At 30.9% G+C, this 19561-nt stretch carries 20 protein-coding genes; 11 read left to right on the forward strand and 9 right to left on the reverse strand.

Going from position 1 to position 19561, the window contains the following annotated elements:
• Position 1 precedes the first annotated feature (1 nt).
• The 7 genes from GFJ99_RS08990 to GFJ99_RS09020 all read right to left on the reverse strand — a co-directional run bounded on the left by GFJ99_RS08990 (position 2) and on the right by GFJ99_RS09020 (position 6104).
• Positions 2-859: a rhomboid family intramembrane serine protease gene (locus tag GFJ99_RS08990; protein WP_153208421.1), complete on the reverse strand. Its 858-nt coding sequence runs from the start codon at positions 857-859 to the stop codon at positions 2-4.
• Between the two features lie 149 nt (positions 860-1008).
• The gene (locus GFJ99_RS08995) at positions 1009-1809 is read right to left on the reverse strand and encodes a rhomboid family intramembrane serine protease (RefSeq protein WP_153208464.1); all 801 of its coding nucleotides are present in this window, start codon (positions 1807-1809) and stop codon (positions 1009-1011) included.
• Positions 1809-3662 (reverse strand): DNA mismatch repair endonuclease MutL, encoded by a 1854-nt coding sequence (gene mutL / locus GFJ99_RS09000; protein WP_153208422.1) that lies wholly within the window; start codon positions 3660-3662, stop codon positions 1809-1811. The genes GFJ99_RS08995 and mutL overlap by 1 nt, the downstream gene beginning before the upstream one ends.
• A gap of 81 nt (positions 3663-3743) precedes the next feature.
• Positions 3744-4412: a Crp/Fnr family transcriptional regulator gene (locus GFJ99_RS09005; protein ID WP_153208423.1), complete on the reverse strand. Its 669-nt coding sequence runs from the start codon at positions 4410-4412 to the stop codon at positions 3744-3746.
• Between the two features lie 12 nt (positions 4413-4424).
• Positions 4425-4724, reverse strand: coding sequence for a hypothetical protein (locus GFJ99_RS09010; protein WP_008256627.1), 300 nt, complete (start codon positions 4722-4724; stop codon positions 4425-4427).
• 109 nt (positions 4725-4833) lie between these two features.
• On the reverse strand, positions 4834-5322 hold the full coding sequence (gene ribH, locus GFJ99_RS09015) for a 6,7-dimethyl-8-ribityllumazine synthase (protein WP_008256626.1): 489 nt from the start codon (positions 5320-5322) through the stop codon (positions 4834-4836).
• Positions 5323-5324: 2 nt separating this feature from the next.
• Positions 5325-6104, reverse strand: coding sequence for a tetratricopeptide repeat protein (locus GFJ99_RS09020; RefSeq protein WP_153208424.1), 780 nt, complete (start codon positions 6102-6104; stop codon positions 5325-5327).
• 135 nt (positions 6105-6239) lie between these two features.
• Here GFJ99_RS09020 and GFJ99_RS09025 point away from each other — a divergent pair, with 135 nt between their 5' ends.
• The 9 genes from GFJ99_RS09025 to GFJ99_RS09065 all read left to right on the forward strand — a co-directional run bounded on the left by GFJ99_RS09025 (position 6240) and on the right by GFJ99_RS09065 (position 15539).
• Complete coding sequence (locus GFJ99_RS09025) at positions 6240-7319, forward strand: DNA replication and repair protein RecF (RefSeq protein WP_162523961.1); 1080 nt, start codon at positions 6240-6242, stop codon at positions 7317-7319.
• Between the two features lie 157 nt (positions 7320-7476).
• Positions 7477-8511, forward strand: a complete 1035-nt coding sequence (gene murB / locus GFJ99_RS09030; protein ID WP_370454308.1) for a UDP-N-acetylmuramate dehydrogenase — start codon at positions 7477-7479, stop codon at positions 8509-8511.
• A gap of 318 nt (positions 8512-8829) precedes the next feature.
• Positions 8830-9033, forward strand: coding sequence for a hypothetical protein (locus GFJ99_RS09035; RefSeq protein ID WP_008256618.1), 204 nt, complete (start codon positions 8830-8832; stop codon positions 9031-9033).
• A 12-nt stretch (positions 9034-9045) separates the two neighbouring features.
• Complete coding sequence (locus GFJ99_RS09040) at positions 9046-10155, forward strand: glycosyltransferase (protein ID WP_153208427.1); 1110 nt, start codon at positions 9046-9048, stop codon at positions 10153-10155.
• Positions 10146-10709, forward strand: a complete 564-nt coding sequence (locus tag GFJ99_RS09045) for an RNA polymerase sigma factor (protein ID WP_008256607.1) — start codon at positions 10146-10148, stop codon at positions 10707-10709. The genes GFJ99_RS09040 and GFJ99_RS09045 overlap by 10 nt, the downstream gene beginning before the upstream one ends.
• Positions 10710-10755: 46 nt before the next feature.
• On the forward strand, positions 10756-11202 hold the full coding sequence (locus GFJ99_RS09050) for a hypothetical protein (RefSeq protein ID WP_153208428.1): 447 nt from the start codon (positions 10756-10758) through the stop codon (positions 11200-11202).
• A gap of 107 nt (positions 11203-11309) precedes the next feature.
• Positions 11310-12185: a lipoyl synthase gene (lipA, locus tag GFJ99_RS09055; RefSeq protein WP_153208429.1), complete on the forward strand. Its 876-nt coding sequence runs from the start codon at positions 11310-11312 to the stop codon at positions 12183-12185.
• 102 nt (positions 12186-12287) lie between these two features.
• Complete coding sequence (gene gap / locus GFJ99_RS09060) at positions 12288-13286, forward strand: type I glyceraldehyde-3-phosphate dehydrogenase (RefSeq protein WP_153208430.1); 999 nt, start codon at positions 12288-12290, stop codon at positions 13284-13286.
• Positions 13287-13346: 60 nt separating this feature from the next.
• Positions 13347-15539, forward strand: coding sequence for an ATP-binding protein (locus tag GFJ99_RS09065; RefSeq protein WP_153208431.1), 2193 nt, complete (start codon positions 13347-13349; stop codon positions 15537-15539).
• Here GFJ99_RS09065 and GFJ99_RS09070 read toward each other — a convergent pair.
• Together GFJ99_RS09070 and lpxK are read right to left on the reverse strand one after the other, a co-directional pair.
• The gene (locus GFJ99_RS09070) at positions 15529-16341 is read right to left on the reverse strand and encodes a purine-nucleoside phosphorylase (RefSeq protein WP_153208432.1); all 813 of its coding nucleotides are present in this window, start codon (positions 16339-16341) and stop codon (positions 15529-15531) included. The genes GFJ99_RS09065 and GFJ99_RS09070 overlap by 11 nt on opposite strands.
• Positions 16313-17329, reverse strand: coding sequence for a tetraacyldisaccharide 4'-kinase (gene lpxK, locus GFJ99_RS09075; protein WP_153208465.1), 1017 nt, complete (start codon positions 17327-17329; stop codon positions 16313-16315). The genes GFJ99_RS09070 and lpxK overlap by 29 nt, the downstream gene beginning before the upstream one ends.
• A gap of 92 nt (positions 17330-17421) precedes the next feature.
• Between lpxK and GFJ99_RS09080 the strand changes: the two genes are divergently transcribed.
• Positions 17422-18537, forward strand: coding sequence for a Nif3-like dinuclear metal center hexameric protein (locus tag GFJ99_RS09080; protein ID WP_153208433.1), 1116 nt, complete (start codon positions 17422-17424; stop codon positions 18535-18537).
• Between the two features lie 2 nt (positions 18538-18539).
• Complete coding sequence (locus tag GFJ99_RS09085) at positions 18540-19319, forward strand: zinc ribbon domain-containing protein (RefSeq protein ID WP_008256599.1); 780 nt, start codon at positions 18540-18542, stop codon at positions 19317-19319.
• Positions 19320-19561 lie beyond the last annotated feature (242 nt).

Consider the following 19561-nt stretch of genomic DNA (forward strand, 5'->3'; position numbering starts at 1 on the left):
ATTACTTTCCTGCTTTAAATAGAAATTCTTTTTCTACTTTTGTTAAACTATCATATCCCGATTTACTGATTTTATCTAAAATCTCATCAATTTGTCTTTGTGTAATATCTTTTTCTTTTTGAAACGAATTTACATTGTTTTTTGTTGTATTTCGATGTACTTTTTTAAATGGCGTTTTCTTTTTAGGTTTGAAAAGATTTGCAAAAACATCTAATAAAGCAGAAAAAGGCTTTGTAATATCAGTACCTTTTTGTAATAATTTAATATAAATAAATCCGAAAAAAGCGCCACCTAAATGGGCTAAATGACCTCCTGTGTTTGCTAAAGGTAGTTGAATTAAATCGATTAAAAGAATTACAAATGCAACATGCCATAATTTCACGATACCAATTAATGGCATTCGTAATAGCATAAAAGGAGCATAAGTTGCAGTAGCAATCAAAATAGCCATAATAGCACCGCTAGCACCTAATAATAATGAAGACTTTCCAAAAACAAAATAAGTTAAGACAAAAGTAATTCCAGAAAAAATACCGCCTAAAACATAAACACCTATCAATTGTTTATCAGTAAAATATGTTGAAAACAATCTACCAGAAAAATGCAAAACCATTAGATTAAAAACTAAATGCAAAAAACCAACATGAAAAAAATTAAAGGTAATTAATGTCCAAGGATTAAATATAAAAGTAGTTATACTAGACGACAAAGCAATCCAACTTGGAAAACTAAAAATTCCAGATGAAAAACTATAAAAAAACACCAAAGACAACAAAAAGAACCCAATGTTCCAAAAGATTAACTTTTGAGTCATTCCGCCTGTTTTGTATTGTAGTCTTAAATCGTCTAAAATATTCATATATTAAATTTTCAAATTCAAGTTCAAGTTCAAAACTCAAAAGATTAAAACGTCTCTATATATATCTGTGTAATAATAAAATCTAAAAAAGATGCTAAAACGAGTTCAGCATGACAAACTGAGAACTGATTTCTGAACACTGAATACTCTTATCTATCCCAACGGTTTTGATTGAATTGATTTTTTTTCCAAAACCACATCATAATAAATCCAATTAATGCTCCACCTACGTGAGCAAAGTGTGCAATATTTCCAGCTCCAAAAAGATTAATTCCAGTTACACCTGAAAACAAATCCAACAATACAATTACAGGAACAAAATATTTGGCTTTTATTGGCACCGGAATAAACATTAAGGCTAATTCGGCATTTGGAAACATAAACGCAAAAGCAACTAACAACCCATAAATCGCTCCAGAAGCTCCTACTGCTGCCGATTGTGTTTTTACTGCAGCATTAAACAACAATCCGAAATCGGTATCATTAAGTTTTAATTTATCGAAAATTGTAACTGCATTTTCATACAATAACTTTCCTACATATTGATTACCACTAACAAAATCGGTATTTAAAATCGTATGAATATCAGCTGAAGATATAGATGTGTTTTCTAACTGATTCAATAATGAATGTATTTCATAATAATTCACTCCTGAATGAACCAAAGCTGCTCCAATTCCACACGAAAAATAGAAAAATAAAAATTTCTTTGCTCCCCAAAAGTGTTCCAAAGCACTTCCGAAAGAAATTAAAGCAAACATATTAAAGAAAATATGCATCAAACTTCCATGCATGAACATGTGCGAAATAGGTTGCCAAAATTTAAAACCATCGCTTTCAAAATAATGCAACGACAATAATTCATTAGCTTGAGGCACAAAATAACTTCCTATAAAAAATAAAATATTTATAATTAAAAGTTGTTTTACGGTATCGGTCATATTATTCATCATAGAGCAAATCTTTTATCTAAATCTTCTACCGTTAAGGTAATGAAGGTTGGTTTTTGAAAAGGTGAAACATTAGGATCTTTACACGCAAATAGCGAATTTACTAAATTCTCTTGTTCTTTTACTGTTAAATAAGTTCCTGTTTTTACCGCCATACTCTTTGCCATCGATTTGGCAATACTATCGCTTTGTGAAAAACTACTTTCAGGAATCTCATTTTGTAAATTATTAATTAATTCTTCAATTACTATTGAAACTTCGCTTTCGGCCATTGCAATTGGCAAACCTGATATTTGTAATGAATCCGAATTAAAAGCATCAAAAACAAATCCAGTATTTTCTAAAACAGGTTGTAATTCTTTAAGTAAAATCATTTCATCTGAAGAAAAGTACAACTCTAAAGGAAATAACAATTGCTGACTAGAAGCCTTATTTAAGGTAATATTTGTTAAAAATTGTTCGTATAAAATACGTTGATGCGCTCTTCCTTGATCGATAACCAACATGCCCGATTTTATAGCACTAACAATGTATTTTTTATGAATTTGATAGGTTGAAGTGGGTACTTTTTCTTCAAGTTCATCATCAAATAGTTTACTTGTCACTTCTTCTGTTTCAAAACTAAAGGCATCTAATTCTTGCGTATCTTGCTTTAACCCTACATACAAACTCTCCCAATTAGCCGTATTCGTTTCTTTTTCATAACTCCCAAATGAAGAAAGTGATTTAGTCGGTTTTTCATTGGCAAACGGATTAAAATTAGAATCCACTTGAATGGTTGGAAAATCGGCATCTTTATTTTTATACTGATAAGGAGTATCTAAATTAGCATCGCGCTCAAAATCTAAAACTGGCGCTACGTTAAATTGCCCTAAACTGTGTTTTACAGCCGAACGCAATATCGCATATAACGAATGTTCGTCGTCAAACTTAATTTCGGTTTTTGTAGGATGAATGTTGATATCAATTGTGTGAGGCGGGACTTGTAAATACAAGAAATAACTTGGTTGATTGCCTTCTTTTAGCAAGCCATCGTAGGCATTCATAATTGCATGATGCAAGTAGGCACTTTTAATATATCGATCGTTTACAAAGAAAAACTGTTCTCCTCTACTCTTTTTTGCAAATTCGGGTTTTCCTACAAATCCAGAAATGGTAATTAAATCGGTATCTTCGGTAACGGGAACTAATTTTTCATTGGTTTTTCCTCCAAAAATATTTACGATTCGCTGACGATAATTTGAACTAGGTAAATTGTATAATTCACTTCCATTATGAATCAAGGTAAAAGAAATAGAAGGATGCGCCATGGCAACACGCTGAAATTCATCCATTACATGACGAAATTCAACCGTTTCCGATTTCAAGAAGTTTCTTCGAGCTGGAATATTAAAAAACAAATTCTTAACCGCAAAAGAAGTTCCTTTTGGCAAAACCGCCACTTCTTGCATAACCAACTTACTGCCTTCAATTACAATATGATTCCCTAATTCTTCCTGATCTTGTTTGGTTTTCATTTCCACATGTGCAATTGCAGCAATAGAAGCTAATGCTTCTCCACGAAACCCTTTGGTATGCAAATCAAATAAATCTTCTGCTTGTCGAATTTTAGACGTTGCATGACGCTCGAAACACAAACGAGCATCGGTTGTATTCATTCCTAATCCATTATCGATAACCTGAACCAATGTTTTTCCGGCTTCTTTTACAATTAATTTAATATCAGAAGCCTTTGCATCAACTGCATTTTCAAGTAATTCTTTTACTACCGAAGCCGGTCTTTGAACAACCTCTCCAGCAGCTATTTGATTAGCAACATGATCCGGTAAAAGTTGAATTATACTTGCAGCCATTAATGTTTGAATGTGTATTGAGTGATTTGCAAAAATAAAGAAATTATATGGTTTTTTCTATAGTTTAAAAAACCATCGTAGCTATTTTTTAAACAAAATGATTTGCTTTCGTTCAAACGATAACACTTTATCATTTTGCAATTCATTTATTAAAATATTTAATGTTGGGCGAGACAAACTAATTAATGATGCAATTTCTTTTTGAGTAAATGGATGTTTAATTACGGTATCACCAGAAACCGCATTCTTAAATCCGTGCTCTTCAGAAAGTTCTTTCAAAAATTCTAACAATCTAGTTTTTGCATCTTTGAAAAGCATAATCTGTAACCTTCGCTCTAATTTTTTAAATCGGTAACCTATGAATTTATAGATTGATATGCTAAACTCGGTATTTTTTCTAAGTAACTCATACATCATATCTAAAGAAACCACACATAATGAAACTTCATTATCTAATGCCTGAGCAAATTCGTTCCTTTTTTCTTCTCCAAGAATTGCTTTTTCTCCAAAGATTTGACCTTTAGATAAAATCGAAGTTATTATTTCTTCTCCGTCTTCAGTAAGATATCCAATTTTAATTTTACCCGAATTAACTAAAAAAACTTTATTCGCTAAATCATCTTCAAAATAGATATAATCGCCTTTTTTAAAGAAATTAAAACTGTGGTCTTTTTCAAACTCTTTAAATTTATGTGGACAAAGAATTTGAAACACATCAATATTATCAAAAAACCAAATGGAGTTATTCATATAATTCTTCTGTTATTTTCTTCTAAAAATAGACAAATCAAAATCAATTACGTACATAAAAACCATTAATAACAATAAGACAATTATTAATATTCTCATATTAAAATTTCGGTTTCCTCTATGGCGACTATTTGTTCTAGCTTCACTCCAATGAGCACGAAAATCGTTATAATTAACTGTTTCTCTATCTCTACGTATAGAAGAATCAAAATCAAAAGGATTGTTTACCTCTTTACCTTGGTAATGACGAGGCGTATAATTAAACTTCTTGTTTTGTGGTAATTTTAGACCACCGCGACCAAACTTAAACATACTGCGCTATTTTTTTCAAATTTAACAAATTAAAAACTTTATACTTCTAATTATTTGTTAACAAAAATCCCGCCATAAGCGGGATTAAATATCTAATATTTTAAAAAAATTATGATTTTCTGTTTAAATCTACCATTTTAATAGCTGCAATTGCTGCTTCAACTCCTTTATTTCCATGTTTTCCACCGCTTCTATCAATAGATTGTTGCATGTTATTATCTGTTAACAAACAAAAGATGGTGGGCACATCATACAAAAGATTTAAATCTTTCATTCCTTGCGTTACACCTTCACAAACAAACTCGAAATGCATGGTTTCACCCTTAATTACACAACCAATAACAATTACAGCATCTACTTCTTGTTTTTCATGCATTTGTCTAGCACCAAAAATCAATTCGAAACTTCCTGGCACATTCCAACGGATTATATTTTCTGGCAATGCCCCACAATCGGTTAATGCAGAAAATGCCCCATTATATAAACCTTCTGTTACTTGCTCGTTCCATTCAGAAACAACAATCCCAAACCGAAAATCTTTCGCGTTTGGGATTGTGTTTTTATCGTAATTGGATAAATTTTTATTTTCTGTTGCCATTATTATTCTGTCATTGCAATGAAAGCATCAATATTTAAACCTTCTTTAGAAGTTTCAAATTTTTCTTTAATCTCAACAAATAATGCATGTGCTTCCGCTTTTTTACCTGCTACTAAAGACAATTGAGCTGCTTTTAATAAAAATCTTGGTGTAGTAAAATCATTATTATTTGCTTCTGCCGCTTTTTTGTAATAAACAATAGCGTCATCAATTTTATTTGTTTCTGCTAAAGCATCTCCAATTGCACCAAGTGCTAAAGGATTTAAAATGGCATCATTAGATTTAAATTTTTCTAAATAAGTTATAGCATTTTTAAAATCACCTAAGTTTAAATAAGCCATACCTGCATGGTAATTTGCAAGGTTTCCTGCTGAAGTTCCAGCATATTGTTCTGCAACTCCAATAAATCCTAATTTACCTTCACCACCTTTAAGTGCTAAATTGTATAATGAATCGTTTTTCTCTGTAGCATCAACCGCTTGTTGAAAATATTGTTGTGCTTGAAAAATTTCATTAGCTGCTTTTTCTTCTTTTGGTTCAACAATAAAACGATTGTATAATAAATATCCTAAAGTTCCAATAGCAATAGCACCTACAATAGCCAATAATACTTTTTGATTTTTAGCTACCCACTCCTCGGTTCTTGAAGCTTTTTCGTCTAACGCATCAAAAACCTCAGCTGTAGTACTATCTTGAACATCTACTACTTCTTCAAATTCATTTTCAACTTTAGCCTCTTCTGGTTTTGGAGCTTTGTAACCTCTTTTGTTATATGTTGCCATTTAATTTAAATTTAATGAGGTGCAAAAATATAATTTTTATTAAAATTAAAAACCATTTTTGTATATATTTTTAACAAATTCAATTTACTTTTGCAAGAAGTCGTATTATTATCTACTAAACAACCTATATTTATTGTGTTTTTAAAACAGTTATCGTTACTTAATTACAAGAATTTAGCACAAATTGAATTTGAATTTGATGCTAAAATTAATTGTTTTGTAGGTAAAAACGGGGTTGGAAAAACGAATATCCTAGATGCAATTTACCATTTGGCTTATGGTAAAAGTTATTTTAACCCTTTGGCTATTCAAAATATCCGACATGGTGAAGAGTTTTTTGTTATTGACGCTTTACTAGAAAAAAACAATAAAGAAGAAAAAATTGTTTGTAGTTTAAAAAAAGGACAAAAAAAAACCATTAAAAGAAACGGAAAGATATATGATAAACTTTCTGAATATTTAGGATTAATTCCTTTAGTAATAATCTCTCCATCTGATTCTGATTTAATTGTTGAAGGAAGCGAAACAAGAAGAAAATTTATTGATAGCGTGATTGCTACGTTAGACAATTCGTATTTGCAATTGCTAATTCAGTATCAAAAAATAGTAGCTCAAAGAAATGCCTTATTAAAGTATTTTGCATTAAATCAAACTTTTGATGCCGATAACCTTTCCATCTATAACGAACAACTAAGTCATTCTGGTCAATTAATTTTTGAAAAGAGAAAACAGTTCCTTTCCGATTTTATTCCAATTTTCGAAAAACATCACGCCAATATTTCTGGAGGAAATGAAAAAGTTGCATTAAAATACGAAAGCCAATTGTTTGAAAAAGACTTACTCCTACTTTTAGAAGAATCATTTCAAAAAGACCGAATTATCCAATACACTAGTGCCGGAATTCATAAAGACGACTTAATTTTTGAAATTGAAGGGTACCCAATTAAAAAATTTGGATCACAAGGCCAACAGAAGTCATTTTTAATTGCCTTGAAACTAGCCCAATTTGAATTCATGAAAAAACAAAGTGGTGAATTACCTATTTTGCTATTTGATGATATTTTTGATAAATTAGATGAAACCCGAGTTCAAAAAATTGTAACTATGGTGAATGATGCCGTTTTTGGACAAATTTTTATTTCCGATACTCATGCTGAACGTACGGAGTTGATTATTAAAGAAACCCATCAATCCTATAAAATATTTTCCATTTAGTGTTAGATTATAGAAGCTGGAAGTCTTTTTTTAAACACATAGCCACATTAGTTTTACTATACAAATAAAAAGACGTTCCACTTTTCATAGACAACATAGATTTGATTTGTGAAAATTCTTGAAATCTGTGTTTATTTTTGGAATTTCTACTAGATGCATTACATTTGAAAAAAATTATTCCACGATGAATATTCAAACTAATTTCTCTTTAAAAAACTATAACACTTTCGGAATTGAAGCAAAAGCCAAACAATTTGTTTCGGTAAGTTCGATTGCAGAATTAAAAGAAGTTTTACAAATCAATAAAGACATTTTTATTTTAGGTGGAGGAAGCAATATGCTTTTAACACAAGACATCGAGAAACTTGTGGTTCATGTAAATTTAAAAGGAAGAGAAATTGTAGAAGAAAATGATGATTTTGCCATCGTAAAAGCGCAAGCTGGTGAAAATTGGCACGAATTTGTACTTTGGAGTATTAATCAAAATTTTGGCGGAATTGAAAATTTATCTTTAATTCCAGGAAATGTAGGAACAACTCCTATTCAAAATATTGGCGCTTATGGTGTTGAAATTAAAGACACTATGTTTTCTTGCGAAGCTTTAAACCTTAAAACATTAGAAATCGAAACGTTTACCAATGCGCAATGCAAATTTGAATATCGTGAAAGTGTTTTTAAAAACGAACTAAAAAATCAATACATCATTACTTCAGTTTGTTTCAAATTGACTAAGAAAAACCATAAAGTTTCTACCACTTATGGAGCAATCGAAACTGAATTACAGCATCAAAACATACAAAATCCAACCTTAAAAGACGTTAGTAATGCTGTAATTACCATTCGTCAAAGCAAATTACCTGACCCGAAAAAATTAGGTAATAGCGGAAGTTTCTTTAAAAATCCTATCATCGAAAAAGAAGCTTACGAAAAAGCAAAAGCACTTCACCCAGAAATGCCGCATTATGTAGTTTCAGAAACCGAAGTAAAAGTTCCTGCGGGTTGGTTAATTGAACAAGCTGGTTTTAAAGGAAAACGTTTTGGCGATGCTGGAGTTCATAAAAACCAAGCCTTGGTTTTGGTGAATTACGGAACCGCAACTGGAGCTGAAATTGTAGCGCTTTCGAGAAATATTCAACAAACGATTTTAGAAAAATTCGGAATTGCAATAGAAGCGGAAGTGAATATCATTTAGTTGGGAGTTTAAAATCATTGTGTTCTTTTTTAAACACATAGGCACATTAGATTTGCTTTGTTTTGATTTTAATCCGAAATGTCGGATCGAAGCTTCGGACATTTCACTTGACATAGTGAACATAAGAAATCTGTTTTAATCTGCGTTTTGTAATAACAAATCTGTTCTATCCGCGTGCTAAATTTATCAACTTTAAAGATTTCTTCCATTTCTTTAATCAGTGTTCCAAAAATTTTGAATTTGTTTTTTGAGATTTGTTTGGAATTTGGGATTTGTTATTTGGATTTTAATTAATTTTGCAGTTCAAAATAGAAAAAGATGAAACTTATATTACTTACCATTGTACTTTTAGCTCTTGCTTTTGCAGGAATTGCTATTAAAATTTGGGCAAAAAAAGACGGAAAATTTGCAGGAACTTGCGCCAGCCAAAGTCCGTTTTTAAATAAAGAAGGTGAAAACTGTGGGTTTTGTGGTAAAACTCCGGAAGAAATGAAAGATTGCAGCGAACCTTCGCATTCATAATTTACTTTATTTATGGCCTTAACAATAGTTTTAATCGCATTTGCGGTTATTGTGTTTATTCAATTTATTTACTATTCATTTATTTTTGGAAAATTCTCGTTTGGAAATAAAACAGATGGAACTCCGAAACGTTTGCCTATTTCTATTATTGTTTGCGCTAAAAACGAAGAAGAAAATATAAAAAAATATTTTCAAACTTTGGTTACTCAAAATTATCCCGATTATGAAATTGTCTTAATTGACGATGCTTCAAGTGATGAAACTTTAGAACTTTTTGAAGCGTATGAAAAACAATATGCGAATGTAAAATTGGTAAAGGTTCAGAATAATGAAGCCTTTTGGGGCAATAAAAAATTCGCCTTAACATTAGGAATTAAAGCCGCAAAAAATGAATATTTAGTATTCACTGATGCCGACTGTTATCCTTCGGGTAATGACTGGTTATTACAAATATCTAGTCAGTTTACGAAAGAAAAAACTATTGTTTTAGGTTATGGCGCTTACGAAAAAGTAAAAAACTCTTTCTTAAATAAGATCATTCGTTTTGAAACAATGTTAACCGCTACGCAATATTTTTCTTGGGCAAAAATTGGTAAACCTTATATGGGTGTTGGGCGTAATTTAGCATATAAAAAAGAAGAATTTTTCAACGTTCGTGGTTTTATGGATCATATGAAAATTCGTTCAGGAGATGATGATTTGTTTATTAATCAAGCAGCTACAAAAAAGAATACTGCGATTTTATACACACCCGAAAGTTTTACTTTTTCGGAACCAAAAACTACTTTTTCATCTTGGATGTACCAAAAAAGAAGACACGCTACTACAGCTAATTTCTATAAAGGATTTGACAAATTTCAATTGGGATTATTCTTCTTTAGTCAGTTTTGGTTTCTAGTTTTGGCGATTGTTTTGTTAGCGTTTCAATTCCAATGGATGATTGTGACTGGAATTATCGTTTTTAGATATTTATTTTCGTGGATTTCCTTAGGCTATGCTGCCGGAAAACTTAAAGAAAAAGATGTGATGTATTGGTATCCAATTATTGAAATTGTGCTTATCTTTACCCAACTGAGCGTATTTTTTAGAAACCTCATCTCAAAACCTGTACATTGGAAGTAAATTCGGTTATTATTCAAGAAAACATCGAAAAAGCAAAAAAGGGAGACCAAGTTGCTTTCACCTTCTTATTAGATTTTTTCTGGAATGAAGTATATGGTTTTATGCTTAAACGCACCGAAAACGACACCGATACTGACGATATTGTGATTGAAACTTTTGCAAAAGCATTTGATAAAATTGCCACTTACAATCCAGAATATGGGTTTAATACTTGGTTAATTGCCATTGCAAAAAATGTTCATATTGATATGCTACGCAAGAAAAAAACCTCGCTTTTTGTAGAAATATCTGATGATGACAACCATAAAGCCTATAGTGTTGCCGATGATACCAATTCTGCCGAAGATGAATTAATTATCGAACAAAATTTAGCCCAATTACTACAATACATCAAACAATTAAAACCTGCTTATCAGGAAGTCATTCAAATGCGTTATTTTCAAGAAATGACGTATCAAGAAATGGCTGAACAAATTGATGAACCACTGAATAACATCAAAATTAAATTGCTTCGAGCTAAGAAATTATTAGCGGAGATTATTTCGGGGAAGTAAATATATTTTTTATCTTTATTATACTGTTAACTTTTAGATAGAGTTTATGAAAAATATCAAATGGATTTTACCTATTATAATATTACTTTCTTCATGTTCTGAAAAGCAAACTGACAATGTTGAAATTGAATTCAATTTTAATCATACACTAACTTGGGACACATCTTCTAATCGTTTTGTTGAAAACAAGAACTTTAGAGATTTAAAAGTTAATTATATCAAAAACAGAAATGCAATTATTGAAAGCATATTAGATACAACTTCACTAAATATTAAAAGTTGTATAAAACAAAACAGTAAACTTAGAAAAGGAGATTTATCAATTATTCTTATGAAATCTATTGAGTATGTATATTTCTCAAAAATATTTTCTGGAAATCAATTTGATAATTTTCGCAATTGCAATTACCCAATAGGTTTGTTTGACCATATTGAACGAAATCGAATTACATTTGTTGAAAAATTAAAAAAAGAGAAATTGGAATTAAAATAATCTCTTTTTACATTTCCTAAAACTTTCCTAAAGTTTTCATTATTTCTAAATTCTTACTTCAAAATTCTAAATTTGATATCGTATCTTTGCCTATCAAAATTTTGATTATGGACACGGCTATTGAAAATGTATTTCCACCAAGAGAACCCAAACCAAAATGGTTACGAGTAAAATTACCAACGGGTAAAAACTATACCGAACTAAGAGGTTTAGTAGACAAATACAAACTGAATACGATTTGTACTTCGGGAAGTTGTCCTAATATGGGAGAATGTTGGGGAGAAGGAACAGCAACTTTCATGATTTTAGGAAACATTTGTACACGTTCTTGCGGCTTTTGTGGTGTAAAAACCGGTCGACCAGAAACGGTGGATTGGGACGAACCTGAAAAAGTTGCGCGTTCTATCAAAATCATGAACATCAAGCATGCGGTTATTACAAGTGTCGACCGTGATGATTTAAAAGATATGGGTTCAATTATTTGGGCAGAAACCGTGAAAGCGATTCGCCGAATGAATCCAAATACGACTTTAGAAACATTAATTCCAGACTTTCAAGGCAATACAAGAAATATCTACCGAATTATTGAAGTAGCTCCAGAAGTAGTTTCGCACAATATGGAAACCGTAAAACGTTTGACTCGCGAAGTGCGTATTCAAGCGAAATATGAAAAAAGTTTGGAAGTGTTACGCTATTTGAAAGAGCAAGGCATCAAAAGAACTAAATCGGGTATTATGTTAGGTTTAGGTGAAACGGAAGAAGAAGTGATTCAGGTTTTACATGATTTAGCTGATGCAAAAGTAGATATTGTAACGATTGGTCAGTACTTACAACCAAGTAAAAAACATTTACCAGTAAAAGAATACATCACGCCAGAACAATTCGCTAAATACGAACAAATTGGAAAAGAATTAGGTTTTAGACATGTGGAAAGTGGCGCTTTAGTGCGTTCGTCTTATCATGCGGAGAAACATATTCACTAAAAAGGTTATGAGGTTAGAAGGTTATACGTTTAAAAAGTTTCTGAAACCTATAAACTTTATTTCCTTTTAAATTTTTAAACACCTAAACTTTTAAACTCAAGAATGAAAACAAGAATTGCTATTAATGGTTTTGGAAGAATTGGACGTAATTTGTTTCGATTGCTTTTGAATCATCCTACTATTGAAGTGGTTGCCATCAACGACATTGCAGATAACAAAACAATGGCGCATTTGGTAAAATACGATAGCATTCACGGTGTTTTGAATGATAACGTTTCGTTTTCTGAGGATTCAATTATCATTGATGACAAATCCTATTTATTTTTTCATGAAAGAGAAATCAAAAATTTAGATTGGAAATCGGCAAACGTTGATATTGTTATAGAATCGACGGGGAAATTCAAAACGTTTGAAGACATTAATCAACATATTTTAGCTGGAGCGAAAAAGGTAATTCTTTCTGCACCATCTGAAGTGGATGAAATAAAAACCGTTGTTTTAGGTGTAAACGAACACATTTTAGACGGAAGCGAAACGATAATTTCTAACGCAAGTTGTACGACAAATAATGCCGCGCCGATGATTAAAATCATTCAGGAATTGTGTGAAATTGAACAAGCGTATATCACCACAGTTCACTCCTACACTACCGACCAAAGTTTACACGATCAACCGCATAAAGATTTACGAAGAGCTCGTGGTGCGGCACAATCTATTGTTCCTACAACAACAGGAGCAGCCAAAGCATTGACAAAAATATTTCCTGAATTAGAAGGAAAAATTGGAGGTTGTGGCATTCGTGTTCCTGTTCCAGATGGTTCATTAACGGATATTACTTTCAATGTTAAACGTCAAGTTTCTATTGAGGAAATTAATGCCGCATTTAAAAAAGCTGCAGAAACCAATTTTAAAGGAATTTTAGATTATACCGAAGATCCAATTGTATCTGTAGATATTATTGGTAATAAAAATTCTTGTGTTTTTGATGCTCAACTAACCTCTGTAATTGATAAAATGGTTAAAATTGTTGGCTGGTATGATAACGAAATTGGATATTCTTCTCGACTTATTGATCTTATAACTTATATTTCAAAAAAATAAATTTTTTGTTTTAGTTAAAAACATTAAATTGCAGAGATTAACTCAACTCAATATTCATTCTTGATTAAGCAAATTTTCATATTATTGTTTTTAGTAACTGCTAACAGTTACTCGCAGTCTGTATATAAAGATGCTGCAAAAATTAACGACAGTACTGATTATTATTTAGAGATTGGACTTTTTAACAAAGAAGATAAAAAATCATATTCGAAAGCGATTTTGTATACCGAAAAAGCAATTGATTATGCCAAAGAACATGATTTAAATGATAAACTTGCCGATTGCTATTTACAATTGGCTACTATTTTTTTTGAACTTGAAAAAAATGACTTAGCAATTGACTACTATATAAGAGCAATTAGTATTTACAGCAAAAGTGAACCTAAATCAAATATTGCACTTTCATATTATGGATTAGGAAAATGTTATCTTAAAAAAAATAATATTGCTTATGCGGAAAATTACTTTGAAAAAGCAAACGTTGTTTATGAGAAATTAAACTTTTTAGAAGCTATTGAGTTAATTAACCTTCAAAAAGCCATAATTAAAAAAGAAAAAGGTAGATACGAAGAAGCTGTCATTATACTAAAAGGCGTTATTGACAACATAAGTGATGATGCATTATTAAGTACAAAAACAGAAGCCTATATTCAAGTTGGTGAAATTGAGCTTATATTGAAAGACTATCCACAAGCAATTGACTTTTTAAATTTAGCCAAACAGACAAACGAAGCTAGTAACAACGACTATAAATTAACCAAGCGTATTTATAAGTTACTAAGTACAACCTACGAAAAGAACAACAACATTTCGAGTTCAAATTTTTATTTAAAGAAATACGTTAGTTTAACCGATTCTATTGGCAAATTCAATAATAGCAATTTAACAGAAAATACTGTTGACAAAATTCAATTTGACAAGCAACTTAAAACAATAGAACAACTAGATAAAGAAAGAAAAAGTCAGCAAAAAACCTTACGATTTTCTAAGCTAATTAGTATACTAAGTATTGCATTAATTTCTATTTTGTCTTTGTTGAGTTTGTCTTTATATAAAAACAATAAAATTAGAACTAGTACAAACAAACTTTTAAAAGATAAAAACAAAGAGTTAACACTTGAAAAAGAAAAAGCTGAAAGAGCGTCTAAAGCTAGAGCCGATTTCTTATCTACTGTAAGTCATGAATTAAGAACACCATTAAACGCAATAAACGGAATAACTTACCTACTTTTACAAGAAAAACCAAAAGTAAGTCAGTTAAATTATCTTAAATCGTTAGAGTTTTCTGGAAACTATTTGCTAAATTTTATAAATGACATATTAGAAATTAACCGATTGGAATCGGATAAGGTATTAATTGAAAAAATAAGCTTCAACTTAACTGAATTAAGCGAAAACATTACGGCTTCTTTTAAAGAATTTATCAATGAAAACAATATAAATTTTCATTTAAATATTGATAATTCTATAATATATAATTTAAAAGGAGATCCAACCAAATTATCGCAAATTCTGATAAATTTATTAAACAATGCCATTAAATTTAGTAAAGATGGTGATGTTTGGTACACAATTAAAAAGAAATCTGAAACGGAAAACAATGTAATTCTATATTTCGAAATATGCGATAATGGAATTGGAATTCCTAAAGAAAAACAAGATGCCATTTTTGATAGTTTTAGCCAAGGTTCGGTAGAAATTAACAGAACTTATGGAGGAACAGGTTTAGGATTATCTATTGTGAAAAAGATTTTAGAAATAATGGGAAGTCAAATTCATTTAAAAAGTGAGTCTGGAAAAGGAAGCACATTTAGTTTTGAATTAGAATTTGAAAAAGGAATAAGAGACAATATTGTAATTGAAGTTAATCAGAAAGTTGAATTTTTAAACCAAAAAAATATTCTTTTGGTAGAAGACAACAAGATCAATCAAATGATTACTAAAAAAATGCTTGAAAAAAGAGGTATTACTTGTAAGATAATAGACAATGGTGAAGACGCCATCGAAGATGTTAAAACAAATAGTTACGATTTAATTTTAATGGATGTTCATTTACCTGGTATAAACGGAACTGAAGCTACAAGTGAGATAAGAAAATTCAACAACAAAATTCCTATTGTGGCATTAACTGCAATTTCTCTAAACGAAAATAGAGAAATGCTCTTATCCTACGGAATGAATGATGTAATCACCAAGCCTTTTGAACCAGAGCATTTCTATACTATCGTTACTAAATATTTGACTAGTAATTAACGATTAAGTTCTTAATTAAATTGCGAACATGAGGTTCTGCTTTTTGAGCGGCTTGTAGTACTTCTTCATGATTTACTTCTTCAATATTTTCTTCATCACCCATATCAGTAATTACAGAAACTCCAAAGCATTCCATGTTCATGTGTCGTGCCACAATCACCTCTGGCACTGTAGACATTCCTACACAATCTGCCCCTAACGCTTTAACCATTTTATATTCGGCAAGTGTTTCAAATGTTGGTCCTTGTAAACCTAAGTAAATTCCGCTTTTTAAATCTATATTTAATTCTTTTGCTAACTCAAATGCTTTTAAATTCATAGCCTTTGAATAAGGCTCACTCATATTTACAAATCTTGGTCCAAAACGTTCATCATTATGCCCGCGCAAAGGATGTTCAGGCATCATATTAACGTGATCTGTGATTACTGCAACATCTCCAACTTTATAAGTTGGATTAACACCTCCAGAAGCATTAGATACAATTAACTTCGTTACTCCTAAATATTTCATTACTCTCACTGGAAACGTTACTTGTTTCATATCGTACCCTTCGTAAAAATGAAAACGACCTTGCATTGCCACCACTTTTTTAGCTCCAATTGTTCCAAAAACTAAAGCACCTTTATGACCTTGAACGGTTGAAACTGGAAAATTTGGTATTTCTGTATAAGGTATTGTATGTTCTATGGTAATATCTTCTGTAAATCCGCCTAATCCTGAACCTAAAATTACACCATATTCTGGAGTAAAATTGGTTTTATTTTTAATGAAACTAACTGTTTCTTGAACCTTTTCCCACATAATCTTTTATCGTTTTATCTATGTTTTTATTATTTAAAAATGCCGACTTTATTGGTAAGTAAAACAACTGCGCTTTTGGCAACAATCCGTTTAAACGAACAAAATCTTTTTCTGTAGTAATTATTTTTCTTCCTTTTGCTTTCGCTAAAATTTGCTCACAATCTTGCTTTGAAAAATGATGATGATCTGGAAAAACCAAAGTTTCATCGGTGTCACTTTGTAAAAATTCGAAGAATAGCTTAGGCTTTGCAATTCCGGCAACTAACACTTTACTTTCCTTTTTAATTTCTGAAACCAACAATTGACTATCATTTCCAAAAACAAAATCATCATACTGTATTGTTGTAAAAAAAACAGATTGTGTTACATTTAACTTTTCTCTGATTTTCTGCTGTGCAAGTTCTGATAAATCGGATGGACATTTTGTGACAATTATCATATCGGCACGTTTTTTTCCTGACGAAGGTTCGCGTAAATTCCCGAAAGGCAAAATATAATCGTTGCAAAACAAATCATCGTAAGCGGTTAGCAAAATGTAAAATCCAGCTTTTACTTTTCTGTGCTGAAAAGCGTCGTCTAGTAAAATAACATCAGGCTTATCTTTAAGTTGTAATAAATTTTCAATTCCATTTTTACGATTGGCATCAACTGCAACTTGAATTTTAGGAAATTTCGAAAAAAACTGAAATGGTTCATCGCCAATAGAAGATGCTGTAGCTGTATCATCAGCTAAAATAAAACCTGCTGTTGAACGCTTGTAACCTCGACTCAAAACGGCAATTTTATAGCCATCAGAAAGTAAACGAATTAAATATTCGATTTGAGGTGTTTTTCCTGTGCCGCCAACGCTAAGATTTCCAACTGCAATAATTGGAATATCAAAAGCATAACTTTTGAAAATGCCTTTATCGTAAAGACAATTTCGGATATAAGTAATGAGCCAATACAAAAAGGCTACAGGAAAAAGTATTTTTCGTAATAAAATCATATTACGAAAGTAATTATTTTGAGTGAAATTCATCTATTAAATACAGAAAATACCTTTTAAAATTTTATCTTTGATAATGAAAATTATTTAAAATGGAGTTACAAAAAATTCTTTCTGTTCTTGAAGAAATGGCACCACTTGGTTATGCTGAAGATTTTGACAATGTGGGGCTTTTAGTTGGGAATCAAAACATGACAATTTCAGGTGTTTTGGTTTGTCATGATGCGTTAGAATCGGTTATTGATGAAGCTATTTCTAAAAAATGTAATTTGGTTGTATGTTTTCACCCTATTTTATTTTCTGGAATTAAAAAAATAACAGGAAAAAATTATGTAGAACGTGCAATTCTAAAAGCAATTAAAAACGATATTGCAATTTATGCTGTTCATACTGCTTTAGACAATCATCAGAATGGAGTTAATAAAATTTTCTGCGATGCACTAGGCTTAAAAAATTCTAAAGTTTTAATTCCGAAAGAAAATTATATTCAAAAACTAATAACTTTTACTTTACCAGAAAATGCAGAAAAAATTAGAAATGCATTATTTGATGCTGGTGCTGGGAAAATTGGTAATTATGAAGATTGTAGTTTTAATTCGCAAGGAATTGGAACCTATATGGGAAATGAAAATTCTAATCCAGAATATGGCGAACGTTTTGAATTTGTAGAAGCATCTGAAATTAAAATTGAAGTTACGTTTGAAAAACATTTACAAAGCAAAATTTTAAAAGCATTATTTAGTCACCATGTGTATGAAGAAGTCCCTTATGAGATTTATCAATTGGAAAACAAACATCAAAATATTGGTTTAGGTCGTGTGGGCGAACTTGAAAATCCGCTTTCTGAAACTGAATTTTTACAATTAGTCAAAGAAAAATTACAATGTGGTGGAATTAGACACTCTGCTTTTACTGGAAAATCAATAAAAAAAGTAGCCGTTTTAGGCGGAAGTGGAAGTTTTGCAATTAAAAATGCAATATCTTCAGGAGCAGACGCTTACCTTACGGCCGACTTAAAATACCATCAGTTTTATGAAGCTGAAAATCAGTTACTTTTAGCCGATATTGGTCACTTTGAGAGCGAAAGATATACAAAAAATTATATTGTTGATTTTCTTAAAGAAAAAATCACTAATTTTGCACCAAATTCGCTGCAATGCGGAATTATTTTATCAGAAGAAAATACAAATCCAGTTAAGTACTTTTAAATATGGCAACAATCAAAGAGCTAAGTGTAGAAGATAAGTTAAGAGCCCTTTATGCTTTACAACTAGTTGACTCTAAAATAGACGAAATAAGAAATGTAAGAGGAGAATTACCTCTTGAAGTAGAAGATTTAGAAGATGAAGTAGCAGGACTTTCTACTCGTTTAGACAAACTAAAAAGTGATTTAGAGACTATTGACGAGCAAATCAAAGAAAAGAAAAATGCAATTGATGAGCATAAAGCTGCGATTAAAAAATATTTAGAGCAACAAAAAAATGTTCGTAATAATAGAGAATTCAACTCTTTAACTAAAGAAGTGGAATTTCAGGAATTGGAAATTCAATTGGCTGAAAAACACATTAAAGAAATGAAAGCTTCTATTGAACATAGAAAAGAAGTAATTGCTCAAACTAAAGAAAAATTAGACGGCAAACAGACGCACTTAAAACATAAAAAAGCTGAATTAAGCGACATTATGGCTGAAACTGAAAAAGAAGAAAACTTTTTATCTTCTAAATCAGAAGAATTAAGAGGTCAAATCGAAGAGCGTTTAATTGCTGCATATGACAGAATTAGAACTAGTGTAAGAAACGGCTTAGCTGTAGTTTCTATTGAGCGTGGCGCTTCTGCAGGTTCATTCTTTACTATTCCACCACAAACACAAATGGAAATTGCTGCACGTAAAAAAATTATTACAGATGAGCACAGTGGAAGAATTTTAGTTGATGGCGTTTTAGCTGACGAAGAAAAAGAAAAAATGGAAAAATTATTTGCAGCGCTGTAATTATTACATTTTCAAAATAACAGAAAGTCCTTTTTTTAAAAGGGCTTTTTTTGTTTTTAATTACACAGAGATTCACAGAGTTTTTTTTTATTTTGATTGTGTTGAAAAGAGTTACACCGAGACATTTACTATCATAAGCTTTTAAGACAAAAACTTTGCGCTCTTTGTGGTTAAATTACACAGAGATTTATAGAGTTTTTTTTATTTTGATTGTGTTGAAAAGAGTTACACCGAGACATTTA

The sequence above is a fragment of the Flavobacterium sp. LMO6 genome (genome assembly GCF_009495795.1).
Lineage (GTDB): Bacteria > Bacteroidota > Bacteroidia > Flavobacteriales > Flavobacteriaceae > Flavobacterium.

What these genes read in the sequence shown, in the direction of transcription:
- GFJ99_RS08990 (WP_153208421.1), bottom strand. Translation starts at nt 859, where the DNA reads ATGAATATTTTAGACGATTTAAGACTACAATACAAAACAGGCGGAATG.
- GFJ99_RS08995 (WP_153208464.1), bottom strand. Translation starts at nt 1,809, where the DNA reads ATGAATAATATGACCGATACCGTAAAACAACTTTTAATTATAAATATT.
- mutL (WP_153208422.1), bottom strand. Translation starts at nt 3,662, where the DNA reads ATGGCTGCAAGTATAATTCAACTTTTACCGGATCATGTTGCTAATCAA.
- GFJ99_RS09005 (WP_153208423.1), bottom strand. Translation starts at nt 4,412, where the DNA reads ATGAATAACTCCATTTGGTTTTTTGATAATATTGATGTGTTTCAAATT.
- GFJ99_RS09010 (WP_008256627.1), bottom strand. Translation starts at nt 4,724, where the DNA reads ATGTTTAAGTTTGGTCGCGGTGGTCTAAAATTACCACAAAACAAGAAG.
- ribH (WP_008256626.1), bottom strand. Translation starts at nt 5,322, where the DNA reads ATGGCAACAGAAAATAAAAATTTATCCAATTACGATAAAAACACAATC.
- GFJ99_RS09020 (WP_153208424.1), bottom strand. Translation starts at nt 6,104, where the DNA reads ATGGCAACATATAACAAAAGAGGTTACAAAGCTCCAAAACCAGAAGAG.
- GFJ99_RS09035 (WP_008256618.1), top strand. Translation starts at nt 8,830, where the DNA reads ATGAAACTTATATTACTTACCATTGTACTTTTAGCTCTTGCTTTTGCA.
- GFJ99_RS09040 (WP_153208427.1), top strand. Translation starts at nt 9,046, where the DNA reads ATGGCCTTAACAATAGTTTTAATCGCATTTGCGGTTATTGTGTTTATT.
- GFJ99_RS09050 (WP_153208428.1), top strand. Translation starts at nt 10,756, where the DNA reads ATGAAAAATATCAAATGGATTTTACCTATTATAATATTACTTTCTTCA.
- lipA (WP_153208429.1), top strand. Translation starts at nt 11,310, where the DNA reads ATGGACACGGCTATTGAAAATGTATTTCCACCAAGAGAACCCAAACCA.
- gap (WP_153208430.1), top strand. Translation starts at nt 12,288, where the DNA reads ATGAAAACAAGAATTGCTATTAATGGTTTTGGAAGAATTGGACGTAAT.
- GFJ99_RS09070 (WP_153208432.1), bottom strand. Translation starts at nt 16,341, where the DNA reads ATGTGGGAAAAGGTTCAAGAAACAGTTAGTTTCATTAAAAATAAAACC.
- lpxK (WP_153208465.1), bottom strand. Translation starts at nt 17,329, where the DNA reads ATGATTTTATTACGAAAAATACTTTTTCCTGTAGCCTTTTTGTATTGG.
- GFJ99_RS09080 (WP_153208433.1), top strand. Translation starts at nt 17,422, where the DNA reads ATGGAGTTACAAAAAATTCTTTCTGTTCTTGAAGAAATGGCACCACTT.
- GFJ99_RS09085 (WP_008256599.1), top strand. Translation starts at nt 18,540, where the DNA reads ATGGCAACAATCAAAGAGCTAAGTGTAGAAGATAAGTTAAGAGCCCTT.